Raw genomic sequence first — 21696 nt, 5'->3', positions numbered from 1 at the left:
CATCAGAGGCCCCGGCTCCTCAACGCGCGCCGGGCGGGCAGGACCTGCGACGGTGCAGGGCTGCGGTGCTCCCCGCATGGTAGTCCGCATGCTGGGATCACGCGTCGCCCGGTATCCCGCCTTTCGGTAGGGTGTGCGGCCGTCGGCCTCAGCCGAGCAGCGCCAGGGTCAGCAGGCAGCCGGTCGCGGCGGTCTCCGCCATCGCCCCGAGGACGTCCCCGGTGATCCCGCCGAACCGCCGGACGCAGCGCCGCAGCAGCAGCCAGGCGCAGCCCAGGCCGACCGCAACAGCAGTCGGCAGCCGGAGAACTGACCATCCGTCAAGTGCGCCGAGAGCGGCCAGCAGCAGCGCCGCGGCGGCCGAGGACAGCAGGGCGGTGGCGGGCGGCACCGTGCTCGCCACCATCGCGCCGAGCCCGCCCGGCCGGGCGGCCGGCACCGACCGCGCGCACCCCCAGGCGAGCGCGCATCGCGCGGCCGTCGCCGAGGCGAGCACCGCGAGCGCGCCGTGCGCCGCACCGGCGTCGAACTGTCCGGCCAGCGCGGCGATCTGGGCCAGCAGGACCAGGACGAGTGTCAGTACGCCGAACGGCCCGATGTCGGACTGCTTCATGATGCGCAGTGCGTCCTCGGCGGGTTTGCCGCTGCCCAGGCCGTCGGCGACGTCGGCGAGGCCGTCCAGGTGCAACCCCCGGGTCAGCGCGGCCAGTACGCCCACCGCGACCACCGCGCCGAGCGGCCCGCCGGCCCGCCAGGCGGCCGGCGCCCCCACGGCCGCCGCCAAGGCACCCAGCACCAGCCCGACCACCGGGGCCGCCGCCATCGCCCGGGCCGCCGCCGGGCGGTCCCAGCGCTCGACCCGGACCCGCAGCACCGACAGCGTGCCGAAGGCGAACCGCAGCCCCTCGCCCCAGCCGGCCGGTGCCGTCGGCGACTTGTCCGGCATCTTGTCCGGCATCGCCCACCGCTCCTTACGCCCGCTCGCCGGGGCCGTTCGTTCGCCGGGGCGCGCCCCGGTCTTCCACCACCCCGTCAACGGCCTTGCCCCGCACCGTCGTCAGGGTGGCGGCGGAGGTCAGAGCCGGCCGAGCAGCTCGGTCGCCGAGGGCAGCTTCGGCAGTTCCTTCGGCGCCGCCGGGACGAACGGCACGGGCGTCTGCTCGGCCAGGGTGTCCGCCGCGGCCTGCAACAGCGGCAGCGCCATCAGCGCGCCGACGCCCTCGCCCATGATGATCCCCTGCTCCTGCAAGGGGGTCAGGGTGAGCCGGTCGTACGCCTTGGCCTGGGCCGGCTCGCCGCTGGACTGCCCGGCCCGCCACCACTCCGGCGCCCGGAAGGCGATCCGCTGCGCGACCAGCGCGCAGGCCGAGGAGACCACGCCGTCCAGCACCACCGGCAGCTTGCGCGCGGCGGCCTGGAGCAGGAAGCCGGTGATCGCCGCGAAGTCGGCGCCGCCGGTGGCACCGAGCAGCGCCAGCTGGTCGCCGAGCACCGGCCGGGCCCGCCGCAGCGAGTCCCGGACGGTCGCGCACTTGACCATCCACACCCGGTCGTCGATGCCCGAGCCGCGCCCGGTCACCGCGGCGGCGTCCGTCCCGCAGAGCGCGCCGACCAGCACCGCCGCCACCGTGGTCGCGCCGACCCCGAGGTCGCCCAGCACCACCAGGTCGGTGCCGGCGTCGGCCTCCTCGTCGGCGACGGCCATGCCGGCCCGGAACGCCCTGACGGTCTCCTCGGGCGTCATCGCGTCCTCGACGTCGATCCGGCCCGAGCCGCGCCGCACCCGGTGGGCGACCACCTCGTCGGGGAAGTCCGACGGGTCCGCGTCCACCGCCACGTCCACCACCCGCACCTCGGCGCCGAAGCGCCGGGCGAGCAGGGCGACGGGGGCGGTGCCGTCCAGCACCGCCTGCACCCGGGCGGCCGTGCCGCCCTTGGCGGGCAGCCGGGACACCCCGAGGGCCGCCACTCCGTGGTCGGCCGCGAACAGCACCACCTTGGGCGCCGACAGCGGCCGCACCGGGGAGCGCCCCTGCACGGACGACAGCCAGCTGCCCAGTTCCTCCAGCCTGCCGAGCCCGCCGCGCGGCCGGTCCAGCGCCTGCCAGCGCTCCTCGGCGGCCCGCCGGGCGCTCTCGTCGGGGCGCTCGACGAGCGAGGAGAACGTATCGAGATCCACGGTCGTGTCCATCGGTCGGAAGGCTACACGCCGCCGGTCATCGGTCTGCGGCGGGCTTGACCGTCAGAACCTGCCCGGCCACGACCAGCAGCACACGCTCCGAGGCGTCCGCCACCGCCATGTTCAGCCGGCCCAGGGTGTCGCGGAAGCGGCGGCCCGAGGCGGTCGCCGGGACGACGCCCATGCCGACCTCGTTGCTGACCGCCACGACCCGGCGACCGGTGGCCGCCCAGGCCCGCGCCAGCGCCTCGCAGCGCCGCCCGACCGCGGCCTCGCCGCCGGCCGCCCACACCTCGTCGTCCCAGGCGCCGCACTCGTCCATCACCGCGGTCAGCCAGAGCGCCAGACAGTCGATCAGGACCGGTGCCGGGTCGGCGCGGTCCGCCAGGACCGCCTCCAGCTCACAGGTCTCGGCCGTGCGCCAGCTCCCCGGCCGCCGCTCGCGGTGCAGGGCGACCCGCTGTGCCCACTCGGCGTCGCCGTCCCGGGTGCCGCCGGTGGCCACGTACAGGACATCCGGGTCGCCGGCGAGCAGCTGCTCGGCCCGGGTGGACTTGCCGGAGCGGGCGCCGCCGAGGATCAGGGTGCGGGGGAGTGCGGGGTGGGCTGCCATGCGCCCCATCCTGCCCGACCGCGCCGTCCGGCCGGCCGCCGAGCCGCCCGGCCGGCACCGCGCCGAGGCATAGGGAAGATCGGACCGGGCAGGCTAAGGTGCGCAGCACACAGCACACAGCACACAGCGTCACAAGCGTCGGTAGCGTCGTCGGGTGAGGAGAACCGGTCATGGTCTGGACGTGGCGGTACGAGAAGGCGGACGGCACCGTGGTGGCCCCGGGCGAGGGCCAGGAGGAGTTCGCCGGCCAGGGCGACGCCGAGACCTGGATCGGGGAGAGCTGGAAGCAGCTGGTCGAGGACGGCGTCGACACCGCCGTGCTGCTCGACGACGACCGGGTGGTCTACGCGATGAGCCTGCACGAGGCGTAACGGCTCACTTCGCCCCGAGGACGTGCAGCAGCGCGGCGACCTGCCGGTACGGGTCGGTGCGGCCGGCCCGCTCCTCGGCCTCCAGCAGCTGGGCCAGCTGCCGCCCGTCCACCGGCGCCGTCGCGTCGTCGGGCGCGTTGTCGGTGAAGACCCGCACGCCGTACCAGTGCTTCAGCGGGACGGACACCTCGGAGAGGGTGACGGAGAGGTCGGAGAGCCGGTCGGCGCGGGCGGCCAGGCCGAGCCGGTTGTAGTAGCGGTCGCTCTCGAAGGCGTGCAGGGCGGCCCGCCAGTCCCCGGCGGCGGCGGGCCGCAGGGCCAGCGCGTCGCGGTTGCGGACCAGCAGCGAGAGCAGCCCGCCCGGCGCCAGCAGCCGGGCCAGTGAGGCGATCATCGGATCGGGGTCCGGCAGGTACATCAGTACGCCGTGGCAGAGCACCACGTCGAAACTGCGCGGCCCGAACCAGCGTCCGCACTGGTGGCCGTCACCGCTGAGCAGCTGCATCCGGCCGCGCACCTCGGGCGGCTCCGCGGCCAGCGCCCCCTGGGCGACACCGAGCGCGACCGGGTCGGAGTCGATACCGGTGACGAAGTGGCCGGCCCGGGCCAGGCGCAGTGCCTGGGTGCCCTGGCCGCAGCCGATGTCGAGAACACGCTGCGTCGTCCGGCCGGCCAGCTGCTCGGTGAGCTGCCGGGCGACCAGCTCCTGCCGGACGAGGTTGCGCAGGCCGCCGAGTCGCTCCAGCCAGGGGCCGGTGCCGCCGGCGAAGGAGCCGCTGCGCGAGGGCAGCCGCTCGTGCGCCTGCCGGTCGTGGGCGCCGAGACGGTCGTGGCCGCCGCCGCCCTGGCCCGGCAGTGCGTACAGGCCGGGCCCCTCCCAGGTCGGGGGGGCCCAGCCGGAGTCCACCGGCTCGGCGGTCAGGGCTTCTCCCCGCGCCGCACCTGCGGCTTGGGCAGCCGCAGCCTGCGCATCTGCAGGATGCGCATCAGGCCGTACGCGACCGCGCCGCGGGTGTTCTGCCCGGCGAAACGCTCGGCGAGCTGCTTGCGCAGACCGAAGCCGAGGCGGACGAAGTCCAGGATCACCAGGACGAAGAACAGCAGGAAGAGCAGGGTGGAGAGCAGTTGGAGGGCCGGCACCTTCACGATGCTGAGGACCAGGATGACCACGGCCGCGGGCAGGAAGAACTCGGCGAGCGACCAGCGGGCGTCCACGTAGTCGCGGGCGAACTTGCGCACCGGGCCCTTGTCACGGGCCGGCAGGTGGCGCTCGTCACCCTCCAGCAGCGCGGTGCGCTGCTTCTCTCGCTCGGCCCGCATCCGCTCGCGCGACTGGCGGGCGGCCTCCTTGCGGTCCTTGGGCACGCTCACGCGGGTACGCCGGTGAGCCTCGGCCTCACTGCGCTTGGGCGTGGGCCTGCCCTTCTTCGCCTGCGGGTCGCGGGGCTGGGTGGTCTCGTCCTGCTTCTCCAGCACGGCGGCGGAGGCGGCGGCATCATCTGAACGGCGTCGGAACACACCCCCAGCGTACGGGGTGCGGGCGCGCTTCTTCCGGTGCCCTTGGACCCAAACGCATATCGATCCCCGGCGCCCGTGTCCGACGCGAGGTTCAGGGTGCCTTCCCGTAGGGGATCACTCCGATGGACGGTTGGTGGAATGAGGGGCGGATCCACCCCGGGGATGAGGCAGTGGCGCGGATTGCTGTAGCACTCTTGTTGCAGGCAGGTGCACTGCGGCGAAGGGCTCGCTGCACATACACTCGTCGTGTCTGGTAACGAGATAGAGACCGCAGGCCGGAGAAGGGGGCACCCGAGGCCCATGAGCGACGGAATCATGAAGCGTATGGGGCTGATCTTCCGCTCCAAGGCGAACAAGGCCTTGGACCGGGCGGAGGATCCGCGTGAGACGCTCGACTATTCGTACCAGAAGCAGCTCGAGCTGCTGCAGAAGGTACGTCGCGGCGTCGCGGACGTAGCCACCTCGCGCAAGCGCCTGGAACTCCAGCTGACCCAGCTTCAGCAGCAGTCCGCGAAGTACGAGGACCAGGGTCGCAAGGCGCTGTCGCTCGGCCGCGAGGACCTCGCGCGCGAGGCGCTGACCCGCAAGGCCAACATGCAGTCCCAGATCACCGACCTGGAGACGCAGTACCAGCAGCTCCAGGCCGAGGAGGAGAAGCTCACGCTCGCCTCCCAGCGGCTGCAGGCCAAGGTGGACGCCTTCCGTACCAAGAAGGAGACCATCAAGGCCACCTACACCGCCGCCCAGGCGCAGACCAGGATCGCCGAGTCCTTCTCGGGGATCTCGGAGGAGATGGGCGACGTCGGCCTGGCGATCCAGCGGGCCGAGGACAAGACGGCCCAGATGCAGGCCCGTGCGGGCGCCATCGACGAGCTGCTGGCCTCCGGCGCGCTCGACGACGCCAGCGGGCTCGGCCGCAAGGACGACATCGAGGCGGAGCTGGAGCGGGTGGCCGGCGGCTCGGACGTCGAGCTGGAGCTGGCCCGGATGAAGGCCGAGCTGACGGGCGGCTCGCCGTCCGCCGGTCCGCAGGCCATCGAGCAGGGCAAGCCGCAGGACGCGCATCCGCAGGACACCCCGCGCATCAACTACAACAAGTGATCTGAGCTTCACCCCACGAACCAGGGAGACGCACGGCATGATCATGAGGGTCATGGGTGAGGGGCAGTTCAGGGTCGGCGACGACCATCTGAACCGGCTCAACGAGCTCGACGAGGAGCTTCTCGCCGCACTGGAGTCGGGGGACGAGGAACACTTCCGGCGGGCGCTCGCAGAACTGCTCGGCGCGGTGAAGGAGTTCGGCACCCCGGTGCCGCTGGACTCGCTGGATCCGTCCGACCTGATCCTTCCGAATGCCGACGCGACGATCGACGAGGTCCGGCAGCTGCTGCGGGCCGAGGGTGACGGCCTGATCCCCGGCATCCCCGAGTAGCTGCCGTCTCGCGCCGGACGCCAGACACAGGGCGGGCCCCCTCCATCACGGAGGGGGCCCGCCCTTTGGCGCGCGTTCGCCCGTACCGGGGCTACGGCAGGGCCAGCATCCGGTCCAGCGCCGCCTTGGCGTACTTCTCGGTCTCCGGGTCGACGGTGATCACGTTCGGCACCCGGCCCTCGACCAGCGACTCCAGCGCCCAGACCAGGTGGGGCAGGTCGATCCGGTTCATGGTGGAGCAGAAGCAGACCGCCCGGTCCAGGAAGACGACCTCCTTGTCCGGGTGCGCCTTGGCGAGCCGGCGGACCAGGTTCAGCTCGGTGCCGATGGCCCACTTGGAGCCCGGCTCGGCGGCGTCCAGCGCCTTGATGATGTACTCGGTCGAGCCCACCATGTCGGCGGCCGAGACGACCTCGTGCCTGCACTCCGGGTGCACCAGCACGGTGACGCCCGGGATGCGCTCGCGGACGTCGTTCACCGAGTCCAGCGAGAACCGGCCGTGCACCGAGCAGTGGCCGCGCCAGAGGATCATCTTGGCGTTCCGCAGCTGCTCGGTGGTCAGCCCGCCGTTCGGCTTGTGCGGGTTGTAGAGGACGCAGTCGTCCAGCGAGTAGCCCATCTCGCGCACCGCGGTGTTGCGGCCGAGGTGCTGGTCGGGCAGGAAGAGCACCTTCTCGCCCTGCTCGAAGGCCCACTCCAGAGCCCGCCGGGCGTTGGACGAGGTGCAGATGGTGCCGCCGTGCCGGCCGGTGAAGGCCTTGATGTCGGCGGAGGAGTTCATGTACGAGACCGGGACGGTCACGTCGGCTATGCCGGCGTCGGTGAGCACGTCCCAGCACTCGGCGACCTGCTCGGCGGTGGCCATGTCGGCCATCGAGCAGCCGGCCGCGAGGTCGGGCAGTACGACCTGCTGGGCGTCGCTGGTGAGGATGTCCGCGGACTCGGCCATGAAGTGCACGCCGCAGAAGACGATGTACTCGGCCTCCGGGCGGGCGGCCGCGTCGCGGGCGAGCTTGAAGGAGTCGCCGGTGACATCGGCGAACTCGATCACCTCGTCGCGCTGGTAGTGGTGGCCGAGGATGAAGACGCGGTCACCGAGTGCGGCCTTGGCCACGCGGGCGCGCTCGACGAGGTCCGGGTCGGAGGCGGCGGGAAGGTCGCCGGGGCACTCGACGCCGCGCTCGCTGTTCGGATCGGCCTCACGGCCGAGCAGCAGCAGAGCGAGCGGCGTCGGAGTGGGGTCGACGCCGTAGGTCTCGGTGGTGGTGGTCACGGGCGGGTGCCCTTCTGTGCGGCCGATCGGTCGGTGCAGCCTTCTCGTCTATCTGACGTTATCTATGATAACCGGTTAGCGTCAGACTGACGATGGCCGTCCTGTCGATGTGACGAGAACCGCTCGCCGGTTCGGACGCTTCCCGGCGTGGCCGAATCGATATCCGGGCCCGATCGCGTTGGCTGTCGCCATGAAGGCAATCGCGATCAGCCGCTACGGCGGCCCCGAGGTGGTCGAGTACACCGATCTGCCCGACCCCAAGGTCGGGCCCGACTCGGTGCTGGTGCAGGTCAGGGCGGCCGGTGTGAACCCGGTGGACTGGAAGATCCGCGAAGGGCACCTGGACGGGCTGCTGGACGTCCACTTCCCGCTGGTGATGGGCTGGGACGCGGCCGGGGTGGTCCGCGCGGTCGGCGGCGGGGTCACCGAGTTCGCCCCCGGCGACGAGGTCTACGGCTACATCCGCAAGGACGCCGTCGAGCACGGCACCTACGCCGAGCTGGTCGCCGCCCCGGTCCGCACCCTGGCCCGCAGGCCCGCCGCGCTCGACTGGGCGCAGAGCGGCGGCCTGCCGCTGGCCGGGCTCACCGCCCTCCAGGGCCTGAAGGCGCTGCGGGTCACGGCGGGCGACACCGTGCTGGTGCACGCCGCGGCCGGCGGCGTCGGCCACCTGGCCGTCCAGATCGCCAGGGCGCTCGGCGCCCGGGTGATCGGCACGGCGGGCGAGCGCAACCACGACTATCTGCGCGGGCTCGGCGCCGAGCCGGTCGCCCACGGCGAGGGCCTGGCCGACCGGGTCCGGGCGCTCGCCCCCGGCGGGGTGGACGCGGCCCTCGACCTGGTCGGCGGCGGCGCCGTCGAGGTCTCGGCCGGCCTGGTCGCCGACCCGGCCAGGATCGCCTCGGTCGCCGACTACGGCGTCGTCGCGCGCGGCGGCCGCTACGTCTGGGTCCGCCCCGACGCCGCCGGTCTGGCCGAACTCGCCGCCCTGGCCGACGACGGGCGGCTGACCGTCACGGTCGCCTCGACCTTCCCGCTCGCCCAGGCCGCCTCCGCCCAGGCGCTCAGCGCCGAGGGCCGCACCCGGGGCAAGATCGTTCTCCTGACGGGCTGAGCGGCGGCGTACCGCGGCCCGTCATCTGTCAGCGGTGGACTCACTCCTGTCATCCGCCAGAATGGTGGCGAACCGTTTCGGCGGCCCCAGCCCCGCCGATCCCGTACGACCAGTGGAGCCCCGCACCGATGAGCAGCAGCCCAGCGCACGAGACGGTCGGGGCCGCCCTGGACGAGACCGACCGCCTCCTGCTCGCCCGGCTGGGCAGCGACGGCCGCGCCTCGTACGCCGAGATCGGTGCGCAGGTCAACCTCTCCGCCACCGCCGTCCGCCGCCGGATCGACCGGCTGCGGGCCCGCGGCGTGGTCCGCGGCTTCACCGTCGTCCTCGACCCCTCGGTGCTCGGCTGGCAGACCGAGGCCTTCGTCGAGGTCTACTGCCGCGAGCGGACCGCCCCCGAGGAGATCCTCGCCAGCCTGCGCCAGTTCCCCGAGGTGGTCGCCGCCTGGACGGTCACCGGTGACCCGGACGCCCTGGTACACCTGCGCGCCCCCGACATGCGGCACCTGGAGGCCGTCATCGAGCGCATCCGCAAGGAGCCCGGCGTCCAGCGCAGCCGATCCTCGGTGGTCCTCTCCCAGCTCATCGGCTGACCGGGCAGCGGCCCGGAGAACGGCCCGCGAAGGGCGCCCGGCCGCTCGTGCAGGAAACCTGCGCGAGGGTCGGCGAAGACGCTCGAAACCTGCCTGACCAGCCGCGTTCCGACGCGCGGCGAAGGCCCCCGGCTGCCTACGCTGATCACGTCCGGCGGCGCGGTGGGAACGTCCCGCGCGACCGGACCTCCCCCGACACCCCACAGCCGAGAGGGACATCCGTGTCCGCAGCCCCCGACCGCATGCACCGGCCCGACAACGAGCTGGTCGACCTGGTATTCGACTACATGCGGGAGCGGCTGCAGTACGACCCCGTCCCGCTCGACCACCCCGGCGACGGCGAGCACCTGCGCGCCCAGCTGGCCGGCCTGCTGAACCCGGACGGCAACAGCCCGGCCGACGTGCTGAAGCTCTACGACCACGAGCTCTCCCGCGCGGTGATCTCCGCCGACAGCCCGCGCTACCTCTCGTTCATCCCGTGCGCCCCCACCAAGGCCGCGCTCCTCTTCGACATGGTCGTCTCCTGCGCCTCCCTCCAGGGCATCTCCTGGCTGGAGGCGGCCGGCGCCATCGCCGCCGAGAACCAGGTGCTGCGCCTGATCGCCGACCGGGCCGGCCTGCCGGACACGGCCGGCGGCACCTTCGTCTCCGGCGGCTCGGCCGGCAACCTCTCCGCCCTGGTGGTCGCCCGCGACACCGCCCGCCGCCGCCTGGGCGTGGGGCCGGAGACCCGGCTGCGGATCGCCGTCGCCGACCAGGTGCACTCCTCGGTCAAGAACACCTTCAACATCATCGGTGTCGAGGCGTTCAAGGTCCCCACCGTCGACCGCCGCTTCACCGGTGAGGCGCTGCGCGCCGCCCTGGCCGCCGACCCCCACCCGGAGACGGTGATCGCCGTCGTCGGCACCGCCGGCACCACCAACGAGGGCATCGTCGACGACCTCCAGGGCCTCTCCGAGGTCACCCGCGAGCGCGGCCTCTGGTTCCACGTGGACGGCGCCTACGGCGGCGCGGGCCTGTTCGCCCCCTCCGTCCGCGAGCGCTACAACGGCATCGAGCACGCCGACTCGTTCGTGGTGGACCCGCACAAGTGGCTGTTCGCCCCGTTCGACTGCGCCGCGCTGATCTACCGCAACCCGCAGCTCGCCCGCGCCGTGCACACCCAGGACGCCTCCTACCTGGACGTGCTGCACACCGAGGGCGACGAGTGGAACCCCACCGACTACGCCTACCACCTGACCCGGCGCGCCCGCGGCCTGCCGCTCTGGTTCTCCCTCGCCGTGCACGGCACCCAGGCGTACACCGACGCCATCGAGGCCGGCCTCACGCTGGCCCGGGACACCGCCCAGGTCATCCGTGACAGCGAACACCTGGAGCTGCTGATCGACCCGCAGCTGTCCGCCGTCTGCTTCCGCCGCAAGGGCTGGACCAACGACGACTACTACCGCTGGTCGCAGCAGCTGCTCGCGGACCAGGTCGGCTTCGTCACCCCCACCGGCTGGGACGGCGAGACGGTCGCCCGCTTCGCCTTCCTGCACCCGGGCACCACGATGGAGATGGTCCGGGAGATCCTGGACACCATGGTCTGACCGCTGTGGTCCGCCCCCTCCGGGCCGACCGCTCCGTGAACCCCCGCCGGGCCGCCCGGCGGGGGTTCACGCGTCGGGGGTCCGGGCCGCGGACGACGGCTACAACAGGGCGCCGTTCGGCAGGTACGGCGCCGGCGGGCGCATCCCGCGCAGGCCCAGATAGCCGCGGGTCTGCGGCGTGAGCCCCAGCTCCAGGCCGACGTCCAGCGCCCACTCCTGCTCGGCGGTCAGGTACTCCACCCGGGCCTGCTCCCCGTCCGGCACCCGGGCCAGCGCCTCGCGCAGCAGCCGGACGGCTATCCGCTTCGAGGTCGCGGCCAGCAGCTTCACCTCGGCGCCGTCCCGGTAGCAGTAGCCGCTGCCGGCCAGCGCGTCGGCGACCAGCAGCTCCTCGAAGTGGCCCAGCATCAGCTCGTGGTCCGGTCCGTGCGCGGCGCCGCGCAGCCGCCGGTCCACCGAGTCCAGCAGATGCCGGTGGGTGGAGTTGCCGCGGTGCACCGGGATGTCCCCGGGGTCGATCAGCCCGGACCGGTCCACCCGGCCGGCCAGCCGCATCGTCGGGTGCAGCGTGAAGCCGGCCAGCCGGTAGCGGCGGGCGGCCGCGGGGGACGGCGAAGCGCAGAGCATCCCGCGCAGACAGCCCCGCCCGTACGCGGCGGCCCGCTCCAGCAGCAACCGCCCGACGCCCTTGCCCTGCGCCTCGGGCCGCACCACGAACAGCGCGAGCATCCACAGCCCCTCGCGCCGCAGCGACAGCACCGCGCCGACCGGTTCGCCGCCGCTCTCCGCCAGCCAGCAGCCCTGCGGGTCGGTGCGCACCAGATGCCTGGTCCGGGCCGCCTGGTAGACCGGTGAGGGCGGGGCGCCGGGCATGCCGTCGGGGGCATCGGCGAGCGAGGCGAACGAGGCGCGGGCGATGTGCTGGACGGCCTCCGCGTCGGCGGTGGTGTCCTGGACCAGGCGCAGGATCATGCCCACCATCCTGGCCGCCCGGCCTCTCGCGCGGGGCCCGTTCGCCCGGATCGGCACCTCGGGCGGTGACCGAGCCCCGCCGGTTGTGCGAGCATGGGGAACGTAGGGAGCGGGTAGCACACCCGGCCCACGGAAATTCCGCCGCCAGAGACCTGTGAAATCCACCCGCCGTCCCGGAAATGAATTCGGGCGGCTGCTGGTTGGCACTGGCGGCAGACCGTCGTCAAGACCGGGAGAAAGCAGATGACCGTCCAGGACGAGACCACCGTCGAGAGTGGCATCCTCCTTACCGATGCCGCCGCGGCCAAGGTCAAGGGCCTGCTGGAGCAGGAGGGCCGCGACGACCTCGCACTGCGTGTGGCCGTCCAGCCCGGTGGCTGCTCCGGCCTGCGTTACCAGCTGTTCTTCGACGAGCGTTCGCTCGACGGCGACGTGCTCAAGGACTTCGACGGTGTCAAGGTCGTCACCGACCGGATGAGCGCCCCGTACCTCGGCGGCGCCACCGTCGACTTCGTGGACACCATCGAGAAGCAGGGCTTCACGATCGACAACCCGAACGCCACCGGGTCCTGCGCCTGTGGCGACTCGTTCAGCTGAGCAGCGGCTCGGCGGTGAACACCAAGGCGGCCCCGGGAATCTCCCGGGGCCGCCTTCGTCATGTCCGTGGCCCGCGCTACCGGCCGCCGGTCTCCGGCCCGGCCGGGTCCGGGCCGACGTGCGGGTCGGCCTCCAGCGGCACCGCCTCGCCGGTCGCGAGGTCCGTCACCGCCCGGCCCGCCAGCGGCTGCTTCAGATCGGCGGTCACCGACTGCCGCTTGGCCACCTGGGCGCAGACCTGCCCGGAGGGGACCGGCGCCGCCACCGTCACCCGCACGTCCACCCGCCCGGGCCTGGACTCGTCCGCCTTGAGCGCGTACTTCTCGCAGATCCCGCCGTAGAACCAGACCGTCAGCCGGGCGCCGTCCACCCGGTAGGTGATCGCCGGGTGCGTCGCCGGACCGTTCGGCGCCGGCTCGCCGACCGCGATGCCGTTGCCCGGGGGAGTGGGCGCCGGGGACTGCGCCGGTGCCGACGGCACGGAGGACGGCGCGGGGCCGGTCGGCCGGGGCTCGGGCGCGTCCGCCGAGGGATCGGCCGGCGGGGTCGTCACCGGTGCCGGGGCCACGGCCCCGTCGGTGGGCGGGGCGCTCGCCGACGGCCGCGCCGATCCGGCGGCCGCGTCCGAGGCGGCCCGGCTGTCCCCGCCGCACCCGGCCACCGAGGTCGCCGCCGCCAGCACCAGACCGGCCAGCGCCACCATCCGCCGTCCGCGCGGACGGACGGCACGCGCACCGCCGGGGCTCCGGGGCATCGTCTCCAGATCCATCTGAACTTCCTCCCGAGGGCTCAGCGGCGCCGCCTTCACGGCCGCACCGCGCGGATCTGACGTGCCCGGGACGATTCCGGTTCCCCCGCGCCCGCCGTGCCCGCGCCGAGCCGCGCGCGAGGCCTGCTCACATCCCGTAGTCGGCCATCCCGGCGACCACACGCTGCGCCCCGGACGGGACGCGGAAGCCCGGGTGGGCGGGGGCGCTGGGCTCCGGGCCGGTGGCCAGCAGCGGCCAGAACCGCCGCAGTTGCCGGGAGGAGTCAACCAGCGCGTCGAGCGTCTCGCCGTCCGCGTCGCCCCGCGGGACGGGAGGGACCCGCAGGGGGTGGTGACTGGGCATCATCGGCCATCGCTCCGATCCACCGTGCCGTGGCCGCACCGCCACGGACCTGGAAGGGCCGGTCCGGCCCCTGCCGCGACCCTAGGCCGGACCGCCGGGCCGCCACCAGAGCTACCGGGAGGTAGTACCCGTTCGAGCCGACCGGTGCCAATTCGGGCGGTCTTGCTGTCGCCCGCCCTCTGCCCGGTACCGTGAGTGGGTTCGCCGCCCGCTTTCCGTGGCCATGCCGCCATCCTGAGGAGACCTTCCGTGCGTATCGCCGTCGCCGGTTCGATCGCTACCGACCATCTGATGACGTTCCCCGGCCGGTTCGCCGACCAGCTGGTCGCCGAGCAGCTGCACACCGTGTCGCTGTCCTTCCTGGTCGACACCCTCGACATCCGCCGCGGCGGTGTCGCGCCGAACATCGCCTTCGGTATGGGCGTCCTCGGACTGCGCCCGATCCTGGTCGGCGCGGCCGGCGCGGACTTCGCCGAGTACCGCAGCTGGCTGGAGCGCAACAACGTGGACTGCACCTCCGTCCACATCTCCGAGACCCGGCACACCGCCCGGTTCATGTGCACCACGGACGAGGACCACAACCAGATCGCCTCGTTCTACACCGGAGCCATGGCGGAGGCCCGCAACATCGAGCTGAAGCCGATCGCCGACCGGGTCGGCGGTCTGGACCTCGTGCTGATCGGTGCCGACGACCCGCAGGGCATGGTCCGCCACACCCAGGAGTGCCGTACCCGCGGCTACGCCTTCGCCGCCGACCCCTCCCAGCAGCTGGCCCGCCTGGAGGGCGACGACATCCGCGAGATCGTCGACGGCGCCGCGTACCTGTTCACCAACGAGTACGAGGCCGCGCTGATCGAGAGCAAGACCGGCTGGGACGCCGACGAGATCCTCACCCGGGTCGGCACCCGCATCACCACCCTCGGCAGCAAGGGTGTCCGGATCGACCGCAAGGGCGAGGCCCCCATCGTGGTCGGCTGCGCCCCCGAGGAGAGCAAGACCGACCCGACCGGCGTCGGCGACGCCTTCCGGGCCGGCTTCCTGGCGGGCCTCTCCTGGGACCTGGAGCTGGAGCGCTCCGCCCAGCTCGGCTGCATGCTCGCCACCCTGGTGATCGAGACCGTCGGCACCCAGGAGTACGAGCTGCGCCCGACCGCGTTCCTGCAGCGCTTCGAAGGCGCCTACGGTCCGGAGGCGACCGCCGACATCCGGGCGCACCTGCTCAAGTAGTGCGCCGGACCAGGTAGGCCGAGCCCCGGTCGCCGCCGTAGTCGGCGGCCGGGGCCTCGCCCGCGTACTCCTGCCCGCGCATCTCGCACCAGGCCGGGATGTCCAGCCGCGCCGCCTCGTCGTCCGCCAGCACCGCGACCGTCCCGCCCACCGGCACCTCGCCGATCCGCTTCGCCAGCTCGATCACGGGCAGAGGACAGCGCTTGCCCAGGGCGTTGATAAGAGTGACCTGCCCACTCGCCTCCGGTTGCACTGCCTCCGCTGCCTCCGCTGCCTCCGCCGGGGCCGGCAGGTCCAGCCCGAGCGGGGCACGGACGCCGGCCACCAGGCCGGGCAGGACGGCCAGGAAGCGCTCGACGTCCGCCTCCGCCGCCCCGAACGGCAGCGAGACCCGGACGTTGCCCTCGGTGAGGACGCCCATCGCGGCCAGCACATGGCTCGGCGTCAGGGTGGAGGAGGTGCAGGACGAACCGGAGGAGACGGCGAAGCCGGCCCGGTCCAGCTCGGTCAGCAGCACCTCGCCGTCCACGTACAGGCAGGAGAAGGTGACGATGTGCGGCAGCCGCCGCACCGGGTCGCCGACCACCTCGACCTCCGGCACCAGCTGCGGCACCCGGGCCCGGATCCGCTCGACCAGGGTGTGCAGCCGGGCGTTCTCCCGCTCCGCCTCGGCCCGTACCGCCCGCAGCGAGGCCGCCGCGGCCACGATCGCCGGCACGTTGACGTAGCCGGGCACCCGGCCGCCCTCGCGTTCGTCGGCCGGCAGCGGCGAGACGTACCGGACGCCCTTGCGCACGGCCAGCACACCGACCCCGGCCGGGCCGCCCCACTTGTGCGCACTGGCCGTCAGCAGCGACCAGCCGTCCGGGACGTCCACCCTTCCGGCACTCTGCGCGGCGTCCACCAGCAGCGGCACGTCCCCGCAGGCCTCGGCCGCCTCGGCCACCGGCTGGACCGTCCCCACCTCGTGGTTGGCGGACTGCAGCACGGCGAGTGCGGTGTCCGGCCGCAGCGCCGCCGCGAACCCCTCGGGCGAGACCCGACCGAACCGGTCCACCGGGACGACCGAGACCGGGCCGCCGGCCGCCCCGGCCGGAGGCTGGAGGTGCGCCCATCGCTCGGCGGTGTGCAGCACGCTGGAGTGCTCCACGGCCGAGTGCACCAGGTGCCCGCCGCGCCGCCGGTTCCCGGCCAGCGCGCCCAGCATGCCCAGGTGCACCGCCTGCGTCCCGCTCGTCGTGAACGCGATCTCGTCGGCCCGGGTGCCCAGCACCCCGGCCACCGTCTCGCGGGCCGCGTCCAGCAGCATCCGGGCCTGCCGCCCGGACCGGTACAGCCGGGCCGGATCGGCCCACCCCTCGTCCAGAGCGGCGGTCAACGCCTGCCGCGCGACGGGGTGGAGCGGCGCGGTGGAAGCCACATCGAAGTACACGGTCACATTTAACGACACACCCGAACGCATTCCGGCCTCCCACCGCCGCTTAACGGCCGTCAGTCGATCACCCCGAATGCCCGATTCGTCCGCTTCCGACGGACCGTCACCCGCGTTGTCCGAGGTCATCCCCCGATCGGGCGTACGGACCCCTAATGCCTACGATGACCTGCGACGCAGCCCTTGCGGGGCCTGATCGGGTGGCCGGGCGGCGCGTTACCGGGACCTGCCCGTCAGCAGCGCATAAGGCTGGAGTAGGGTTTGGCCCGCATAAGCATTCAAACCGTGCCCGTGGACGGGTCGCCGGGGAGGCTCACAAACCTCCGCGGGGCGACGCGAAGGCGGGCGAGACTTCGGGAAGGCGCTACGTGAGTCCCAACGGCTCCGACCGCTCGCCGCGGCGCACGATGCGGCGGAAGCTGCCTCAGGCGCTGGCACTGGGCCTCGTCATCGCGACCGCCACCGGCTGCTCGGCCAACGACCTCCCCAGGCTTGGCCTCCCGAGCCCCGTCACCAAGGAAGGACCGATGGTCCTCCAGATGTGGCAGGGTTCCTGGATCGCGGCGCTGGTGGTCGGCGTACTGATGTGGGGTCTGATCATCTGGAGCGTGATCTTCCACCGGCGCAGCCGCACCGGTGTGCAGGTCCCCCCGCAGACCCGGTACAACGTGCCCATCGAGGCGCTCTACACCGCGGTCCCCATCATCATCGTGTCGGTTCTCTTCTACTTCGTCGCCCGCGACGAGACGAAGCTGATCGCCGTCTCCGAGAAGCCGCAGCACACCGTCAACGTGGTGGGCTTCCAGTGGAGCTGGGCGTTCAACTACGAGAACACCGAGACCCCCGACCCGGCCAACAAGGACGCCGCGTACGACGTGGGCACCCCCAAGGAGGTGCCGACCCTGTACCTGCCGGTCGACGAGACGGTGCAGTTCCGCCTCACCTCGCGGGACGTCATCCACGACTTCTGGCCCATCAGCTTCATGATGAAGATGGATGTCGTCCCGGGCGTGGTGAACAAGTTCGAGGTCACCCCGACCGTCAAGGGCGAGTACATGGGCAAGTGCGCCGAGCTCTGCGGCGTCGACCACTCGCGCATGCTGTTCAACGTCAAGGTCGTCGACCGCGCCGAGTACGACAAGCACCTGGCGGACCTCCGGGCCAAGGGTCAGACCGGCGCGGTGCCCTCCGGCATCACGACCATGGGAAGTGAAGAGAAGTGACCATCCTCAACGAGCCCGCCGCGGCCGGCGGGGGCGCCGGGGCCGTCACGGTCGGGGCGCAGCGGACCCGGAAGCCGGGTTCGACCATCATCAAGTGGCTGACGACCACTGACCACAAGACGATCGGCACCCTCTACCTGGGCACGTCGTTCGCCTTCTTCCTGATCGGTGGCATCCTCGCCCTGGTCATGCGCGCCGAGCTGGCTCGTCCCGGGACCCAGATCCTGTCGAACGAGCAGTTCAACCAGGCGTTCACGATGCACGGCACGATCATGCTGCTGATGTTCGCGACGCCGCTCTTCGCCGGCTTCGCGAACTGGATCATGCCGCTCCAGATCGGCGCCCCGGACGTGGCGTTCCCGCGTCTGAACATGTTCGCCTACTGGCTGTACCTGTTCGGCTCGACCATCGCGGTGGCCGGCTTCGTCACCCCGCAGGGTGCAGCCGACTTCGGCTGGTTCGCCTACTCCCCGCTGTCGGATGCGGTCCGCTCGCCGGGCGTCGGCGCCGACATGTGGATCATGGGTCTGGCCTTCTCCGGCTTCGGCACGATCCTCGGTGCGGTCAACTTCATCACCACGATCATCTGCATGCGCGCGCCCGGCATGACGATGTTCCGGATGTCGATCTTCGTCTGGAACGTCCTGCTGACCGCCGTGCTGATCCTGCTGGCCTTCCCGGTCCTGGCCGCCGCGCTGTTCGCCCTGGAGGCGGACCGAAAGTTCGGGGCACACGTCTTCGATCCGGCCAACGGCGGGGCGCTGCTCTGGCAACACCTCTTCTGGTTCTTCGGCCACCCCGAGGTGTACATCATCGCGCTGCCGTTCTTCGGCATCGTGTCCGAGATCATCCCGGTCTTCAGCCGCAAGCCGATGTTCGGCTACTCCGGCCTGATCGCGGCCACCATCGCGATCGCCGGTCTGTCCGTGACGGTGTGGGCGCACCACATGTACGTCACCGGCCAAGTGCTGTTGCCGTTCTTCTCCTTCATGACCTTCCTGATCGCGGTCCCGACCGGTGTGAAGTTCTTCAACTGGGTCGGCACCATGTGGAAGGGCTCGCTGAGCTTCGAGACGCCGATGCTCTGGACGGTCGGCTTCCTGGTCACCTTCCTCTTCGGTGGTCTGACGGGCGTTCTGCTCGCCTCCCCGCCGATCGACTTCCACGTCTCGGACTCGTACTTCGTCGTCGCCCACTTCCACTACGTGGTCTTCGGCACCGTCGTCTTCGCGATGTTCGCCGGCTTCCACTTCTGGTGGCCGAAGATGACCGGCAAGATGCTGGACGAGCGCCTCGGCAAGATCACCTTCTGGACGCTGTTCTTCGGCTTCCACTCCACCTTCCTGGTGCAGCACTGGCTCGGCGCCGAGGGCATGCCCCGCCGCTACGCCGACTACCTGGCCGCCGACGGTTTCACCACCCTGAACACCGTCTCGACCATCGGCTCGTTCCTGCTCGGCCTGTCGATCCTGCCGTTCCTGTACAACGTCTGGAAGACCGCCAAGTACGGCGAGAAGATCGAGGTCGACGACCCGTGGGGCTACGGCCGCTCGCTGGAGTGGGCGACCTCCTGCCCGCCGCCGCGGCACAACTTCGTCACCCTGCCCCGGATCCGCTCCGAATCCCCGGCCTTCGACCTCCACCACCCGGAGATCGCCGCGCTGGACTACCTGGAGAACCACGGTGAGCCGGCCAAGCACTTCGCCGGTGTCACCCCGGTGAAGTACGACAACCCGCAGCTGGGCAAGGGTAAGAAGGAAGGCGACGCCTGATGAAGGAACAGGGAAAGATCTTCCTTGGCCTGTCGGTCTTCATGCTCGCGATGGCGATCACCTACGGCCTGTGGACCAGCAACTCCTCCGAGCACGGCGTCGAGGCTGCCGGTACCACCGCGCTGTTCCTCTCCTTCGCACTGAGCGCCTTCATCGGGTACTACCTCGCCTTCACCGCCCGCCGGGTGGACAGCGGCGCGGGTGACAACCCCGAGGCCGAGGTCGCGGACGACTCCGGCGAGCTGGGCTTCTTCGCCCCGCACAGCTGGCAGCCGCTCTCGCTCGCGGTCGGCGGTGCGCTCGCCTTCCTCGGTGTGGTCTTCGGCTGGTGGCTGATGTTCTGGTCGATTCCGGTGATCCTGATCGGCCTGTACGGCTGGGTCTTCGAGTTCTACCGGGGCGAGAACCAGAACCAGTAACAGGTCTCTCTCGCACAGGGCCGGGTATCCCGCACGGGATACCCGGCCCTGTTGCGTCCCCGGAGTGACGGCCTCACTCCGCCGGCCCAATGGAACGGCGCTCCGATGTCGCTTCCGCCCCGACCCTTCCTACGATCTGACTCAATCGTGCGACCCCTACGGAGGCGGTCATGGCCGGCAGGCGCGGAATCGCAGGTATCGGCAGCATCTCGCTGGCGCTCGCAGTACTGACCCCACTGGCCGCCTGCACGTCCGGCGGCCGGGGCGCCGCCGGCCCGCTCCACAAGGTCGACGCGGCGCCGCTGGTGCGCCTCTCGGCCGACCGCACGGTGGACCCGGCCCAGCCCGTCACCGTGACCGCGGTCCGCGGCAGCCGCCTGACCGACGTCACCGTGGTCGGCCCGGACGGCCGGGTGGTGGCCGGCCGGCTGGCCGAGGACCAGCGCAGCTGGCAGACCACCGGCCGGCTGAAGGCGGCCGCCGCCTACACCGTCAGGATCGCCGCCGACGACGGCAAGGGCGGGCGCGGCGAGACCACCGCCGGCTTCACCACGCTGGCCGGGCAGCGCCTGCTCACCGCCAAGCTCGGCCCGGACTCCTCCGGCAGCGGTGTCTACGGAGTGGGCCAGCCGCTCACCGTCCAGCTCTCCGAGGCGGTGAAGGAGCCGCAGGCCCGCCAGGAGGTCGAGCGGGCCCTGGCCGTCACCTCCCAGCCCGCCGTCACCGGCGGCTGGTACTGGGTGAACGACAAGGAGCTGCACTTCCGGCCGGAGAACTACTGGCCGGTCGGCACCGCCGTCGGCCTGGCCTTCGAGGGCACCGGCAGCCGGATCTCGGACGGCCTCTACGGCGGCGACCGCAGCTCCCTGACCCTGCGGATCGGGGAGCGGGTGGAGTCGGTGATCGACGCGGCGGCCCACGAACTCACCCTGATGCGCGGCGGCGAGCGGGTCCGGACCGTGCCGGTGACCACCGGCAAGCCCGGCTTCGACACCCGCAACGGCATCAAGGTCGTGCTGGGTCAGGAGCGCGTGGTACGGATGAACGGCGAGACGATCGGGATAGCGGCCGGCAGCTCCGAGGCGTACGACCTCAACGTGGAGTGGGCCACCCGGGTGACCTGGAGCGGGGAGTACGTGCACGCCGCGCCCTGGTCCGTGGGCTCGCAGGGCCTGGAGAACGTCAGCCACGGCTGTACCGGCATGAGCACCGAGAACGCCAAGTGGTTCTACCAGAACACCCGGGTGGGCGACCTCGTCACGGTGGTCAACAGCCGCGGCACCGGCATGGAGCCGTTCGGCAACGGCTTCGGGGACTGGAACGTCTCCTGGGACGAGTGGGTGAAGCGCAGCGCCCTCGGACAGCCCGTCAGCACCACCCTCCCGCCCGCCCAGGCCCCCGCCACCGGGATGATCCGGCCGGAGCTGTAGCGGGGCCGCCCAGGCCCCTTCAGGACCCCGCAGACCCCTCTGGACCCCCTCCGGGCCGCCCAGGTCCCGCGGGTCCCTCAGACGTCCTCGGGTCCCTGGTAGGCCAGCCGCAGGGCGGTCTCCACGGCCGCCAGGGCGTCCGCCCGCGGCAGCCCGAGCCGGTGGGCCCGCTCGGCGTACTCGGCGGCGGCGGCCGAGGCCAGCCGGTGGGCGGTGTCACCGGCGGCGGCGATCAGGGTGCCGCGACGGCCGTGGGTCTCCACCACGCCGTCCGCCTCCAGCTCCCGGTAGGCACGGGCCACCGTCCCCGGGGCCAGCCCGAGCTCCTCGGCCAGGGCCCGGACGGTGGGCAGCCGCAGCCCGGTCGGCAGCTCGCCGGTCCGGGCCTGCTCGGCGATCTGGACACGGATCTGCTCGAACGGGGGAGTGGCGGCGGCGGGGTCGACGGACAGCTGCACGGGGACTCCTGACGATGGGCGGAGACGGGAAAGCCCGAGGGCCGCCGACCAGAAGAACTCTGGTCAGCGGCCCTCGGGTGTGACGCGGGGTGCGTACGGGATCAGTGGTGGCCGTGGCCGCTGGTGATCTCGTGGTGCTCCTCGGCGGTGGGCTTGGGGATCTGGCTGCCCTCGCCGTAGAAGCCGCGGGAGAGCTTCGCCCGGGTGCGGGTGAGAATGCCGGCCTTGCGGGCCACGCCGTTCTCGTCCGTCTCGGCCGGCAGCTCGAACGGCTCACGCTGCTCGTGCGAGGTGAGCTTGTGCAGGTCGGCCTGCGGCAGCTGCGCGTGCACCTCGACGAACTCGCCGTGCGGCAGGCGCTTGATGACGCCG

23 protein-coding genes and 1 pseudogene are annotated in these 21696 nt (G+C 72.4%); 12 read left to right on the top strand and 12 right to left on the bottom strand.

Going from position 1 to position 21696, the window contains the following annotated elements; translation table 11 throughout:
- Positions 1-148: 148 nt before the first annotated feature.
- From ACIQIB_RS32565 to cobU, 3 genes are all read right to left on the bottom strand, one after another.
- The gene (locus ACIQIB_RS32565) at positions 149-958 is read right to left on the bottom strand and encodes an adenosylcobinamide-GDP ribazoletransferase (protein WP_400762417.1); all 810 of its coding nucleotides are present in this window, start codon (positions 956-958) and stop codon (positions 149-151) included.
- 117 nt (positions 959-1075) lie between these two features.
- Positions 1076-2191 carry a nicotinate-nucleotide--dimethylbenzimidazole phosphoribosyltransferase gene (gene cobT / locus ACIQIB_RS32560; RefSeq protein WP_363611399.1) on the bottom strand — a complete coding sequence of 372 codons (1116 nt, stop codon included), beginning with the start codon at positions 2189-2191 and terminating at the stop codon, positions 1076-1078.
- Positions 2192-2216: 25 nt separating this feature from the next.
- A complete protein-coding gene (gene cobU, locus ACIQIB_RS32555) occupies positions 2217-2792 on the bottom strand; it encodes a bifunctional adenosylcobinamide kinase/adenosylcobinamide-phosphate guanylyltransferase (RefSeq protein WP_400762415.1) in 576 nt (191 codons plus the stop codon).
- Between the two features lie 170 nt (positions 2793-2962).
- Between cobU and ACIQIB_RS32550 the strand changes: the two genes are divergently transcribed.
- Complete coding sequence (locus tag ACIQIB_RS32550) at positions 2963-3163, top strand: hypothetical protein (RefSeq protein ID WP_363611397.1); 201 nt, start codon at positions 2963-2965, stop codon at positions 3161-3163.
- A 4-nt stretch (positions 3164-3167) separates the two neighbouring features.
- On the opposite strand, the gene ACIQIB_RS32545 is transcribed toward ACIQIB_RS32550, so the two are convergent.
- Positions 3168-3908, bottom strand: a complete 741-nt coding sequence (locus ACIQIB_RS32545) for a class I SAM-dependent methyltransferase (protein ID WP_400762446.1) — start codon at positions 3906-3908, stop codon at positions 3168-3170.
- Positions 3909-4081: 173 nt separating this feature from the next.
- The gene (locus tag ACIQIB_RS32540) at positions 4082-4681 is read right to left on the bottom strand and encodes a DUF3043 domain-containing protein (protein ID WP_363611395.1); all 600 of its coding nucleotides are present in this window, start codon (positions 4679-4681) and stop codon (positions 4082-4084) included.
- Between the two features lie 300 nt (positions 4682-4981).
- On the opposite strand from ACIQIB_RS32540, the gene ACIQIB_RS32535 reads away from it, so the two are divergent.
- Both ACIQIB_RS32535 and ACIQIB_RS32530 read left to right on the top strand, forming a co-directional pair.
- Positions 4982-5782: a PspA/IM30 family protein gene (locus tag ACIQIB_RS32535; RefSeq protein WP_363611393.1), complete on the top strand. Its 801-nt coding sequence runs from the start codon at positions 4982-4984 to the stop codon at positions 5780-5782.
- Positions 5783-5819: 37 nt separating this feature from the next.
- Positions 5820-6113, top strand: a complete 294-nt coding sequence (locus tag ACIQIB_RS32530; protein WP_363611391.1) for a hypothetical protein — start codon at positions 5820-5822, stop codon at positions 6111-6113.
- Positions 6114-6204: 91 nt separating this feature from the next.
- Here ACIQIB_RS32530 and nadA read toward each other — a convergent pair whose 3' ends face one another.
- Positions 6205-7386 (bottom strand): quinolinate synthase NadA, encoded by a 1182-nt coding sequence (nadA, locus tag ACIQIB_RS32525; RefSeq protein WP_400762413.1) that lies wholly within the window; start codon positions 7384-7386, stop codon positions 6205-6207.
- A gap of 190 nt (positions 7387-7576) precedes the next feature.
- On the opposite strand from nadA, the gene ACIQIB_RS32520 reads away from it, so the two are divergent.
- From ACIQIB_RS32520 to ACIQIB_RS32510, 3 genes are all read left to right on the top strand, one after another.
- Entirely contained in the window at positions 7577-8500 is a 924-nt protein-coding gene (locus tag ACIQIB_RS32520) for an NADP-dependent oxidoreductase (protein WP_400659001.1), read from the top strand.
- 128 nt (positions 8501-8628) lie between these two features.
- Complete coding sequence (locus ACIQIB_RS32515) at positions 8629-9093, top strand: Lrp/AsnC family transcriptional regulator (RefSeq protein ID WP_363611387.1); 465 nt, start codon at positions 8629-8631, stop codon at positions 9091-9093.
- Positions 9094-9314: 221 nt separating this feature from the next.
- Positions 9315-10682 carry a pyridoxal-dependent decarboxylase gene (locus tag ACIQIB_RS32510; RefSeq protein ID WP_363611385.1) on the top strand — a complete coding sequence of 456 codons (1368 nt, stop codon included), beginning with the start codon at positions 9315-9317 and terminating at the stop codon, positions 10680-10682.
- 99 nt (positions 10683-10781) lie between these two features.
- Here the strand turns inward: ACIQIB_RS32510 and ACIQIB_RS32505 are convergent, their stop codons facing one another.
- On the bottom strand, positions 10782-11654 hold the full coding sequence (locus ACIQIB_RS32505; protein ID WP_363611383.1) for a GNAT family N-acetyltransferase: 873 nt from the start codon (positions 11652-11654) through the stop codon (positions 10782-10784).
- 243 nt (positions 11655-11897) lie between these two features.
- On the opposite strand from ACIQIB_RS32505, the gene erpA reads away from it, so the two are divergent.
- Positions 11898-12251, top strand: coding sequence for an iron-sulfur cluster insertion protein ErpA (gene erpA / locus ACIQIB_RS32500; protein WP_030391519.1), 354 nt, complete (start codon positions 11898-11900; stop codon positions 12249-12251).
- Positions 12252-12327: 76 nt separating this feature from the next.
- Here erpA and ACIQIB_RS32495 read toward each other — a convergent pair whose 3' ends face one another.
- Together ACIQIB_RS32495 and ACIQIB_RS32490 are read right to left on the bottom strand one after the other, a co-directional pair.
- Positions 12328-13020 carry a hypothetical protein gene (locus ACIQIB_RS32495; RefSeq protein ID WP_400762412.1) on the bottom strand — a complete coding sequence of 231 codons (693 nt, stop codon included), beginning with the start codon at positions 13018-13020 and terminating at the stop codon, positions 12328-12330.
- Between the two features lie 127 nt (positions 13021-13147).
- Positions 13148-13366 carry a hypothetical protein gene (locus tag ACIQIB_RS32490; RefSeq protein WP_363611379.1) on the bottom strand — a complete coding sequence of 73 codons (219 nt, stop codon included), beginning with the start codon at positions 13364-13366 and terminating at the stop codon, positions 13148-13150.
- 246 nt (positions 13367-13612) lie between these two features.
- Here ACIQIB_RS32490 and ACIQIB_RS32485 point away from each other — a divergent pair, with 246 nt between their 5' ends.
- Positions 13613-14590: a carbohydrate kinase family protein gene (locus ACIQIB_RS32485; protein ID WP_363611377.1), complete on the top strand. Its 978-nt coding sequence runs from the start codon at positions 13613-13615 to the stop codon at positions 14588-14590.
- Here the strand turns inward: ACIQIB_RS32485 and ACIQIB_RS32480 are convergent.
- Entirely contained in the window at positions 14583-16052 is a 1470-nt protein-coding gene (locus tag ACIQIB_RS32480; protein ID WP_400762445.1) for a cysteine desulfurase/sulfurtransferase TusA family protein, read from the bottom strand. The two genes, ACIQIB_RS32485 and ACIQIB_RS32480, sit on opposite strands and share 8 nt — an antisense overlap.
- Positions 16053-16390: 338 nt before the next feature.
- On the opposite strand from ACIQIB_RS32480, the gene coxB reads away from it, so the two are divergent.
- The 4 genes from coxB to ACIQIB_RS32460 all read left to right on the top strand — a co-directional run bounded on the left by coxB (position 16391) and on the right by ACIQIB_RS32460 (position 20866).
- Entirely contained in the window at positions 16391-17245 is an 855-nt protein-coding gene (gene coxB, locus ACIQIB_RS32475; RefSeq protein WP_363611373.1) for a cytochrome c oxidase subunit II, read from the top strand.
- Positions 17242-19017, top strand: a complete 1776-nt coding sequence (gene ctaD, locus ACIQIB_RS32470; protein WP_400658994.1) for a cytochrome c oxidase subunit I — start codon at positions 17242-17244, stop codon at positions 19015-19017. Before coxB ends, ctaD begins: the two co-directional genes overlap by 4 nt.
- Positions 19017-19436, top strand: a complete 420-nt coding sequence (locus ACIQIB_RS32465; RefSeq protein WP_363611371.1) for a cytochrome c oxidase subunit 4 — start codon at positions 19017-19019, stop codon at positions 19434-19436. The genes ctaD and ACIQIB_RS32465 overlap by 1 nt, the downstream gene beginning before the upstream one ends.
- Positions 19437-19606: 170 nt before the next feature.
- Positions 19607-20866, top strand: a complete 1260-nt coding sequence (locus ACIQIB_RS32460; protein ID WP_400762409.1) for an Ig-like domain-containing protein — start codon at positions 19607-19609, stop codon at positions 20864-20866.
- A gap of 77 nt (positions 20867-20943) precedes the next feature.
- Here the strand turns inward: ACIQIB_RS32460 and ACIQIB_RS32455 are convergent, their stop codons facing one another.
- Both ACIQIB_RS32455 and ACIQIB_RS32450 read right to left on the bottom strand, forming a co-directional pair.
- Positions 20944-21324 (bottom strand): GntR family transcriptional regulator, encoded by a 381-nt coding sequence (locus tag ACIQIB_RS32455; protein ID WP_400658990.1) that lies wholly within the window; start codon positions 21322-21324, stop codon positions 20944-20946.
- Between the two features lie 101 nt (positions 21325-21425).
- Positions 21426-21696, bottom strand: a pseudogene (locus ACIQIB_RS32450) (ubiquinol-cytochrome c reductase cytochrome b subunit); the annotation flags it as partial.

Source organism: Kitasatospora sp. NPDC092286, assembly GCF_044755565.1.
In the GTDB taxonomy this organism is placed as follows: Bacteria; Actinomycetota; Actinomycetes; order Streptomycetales; family Streptomycetaceae; genus Kitasatospora.
This window is presented reverse-complemented; position numbering and strand designations above follow the sequence as displayed.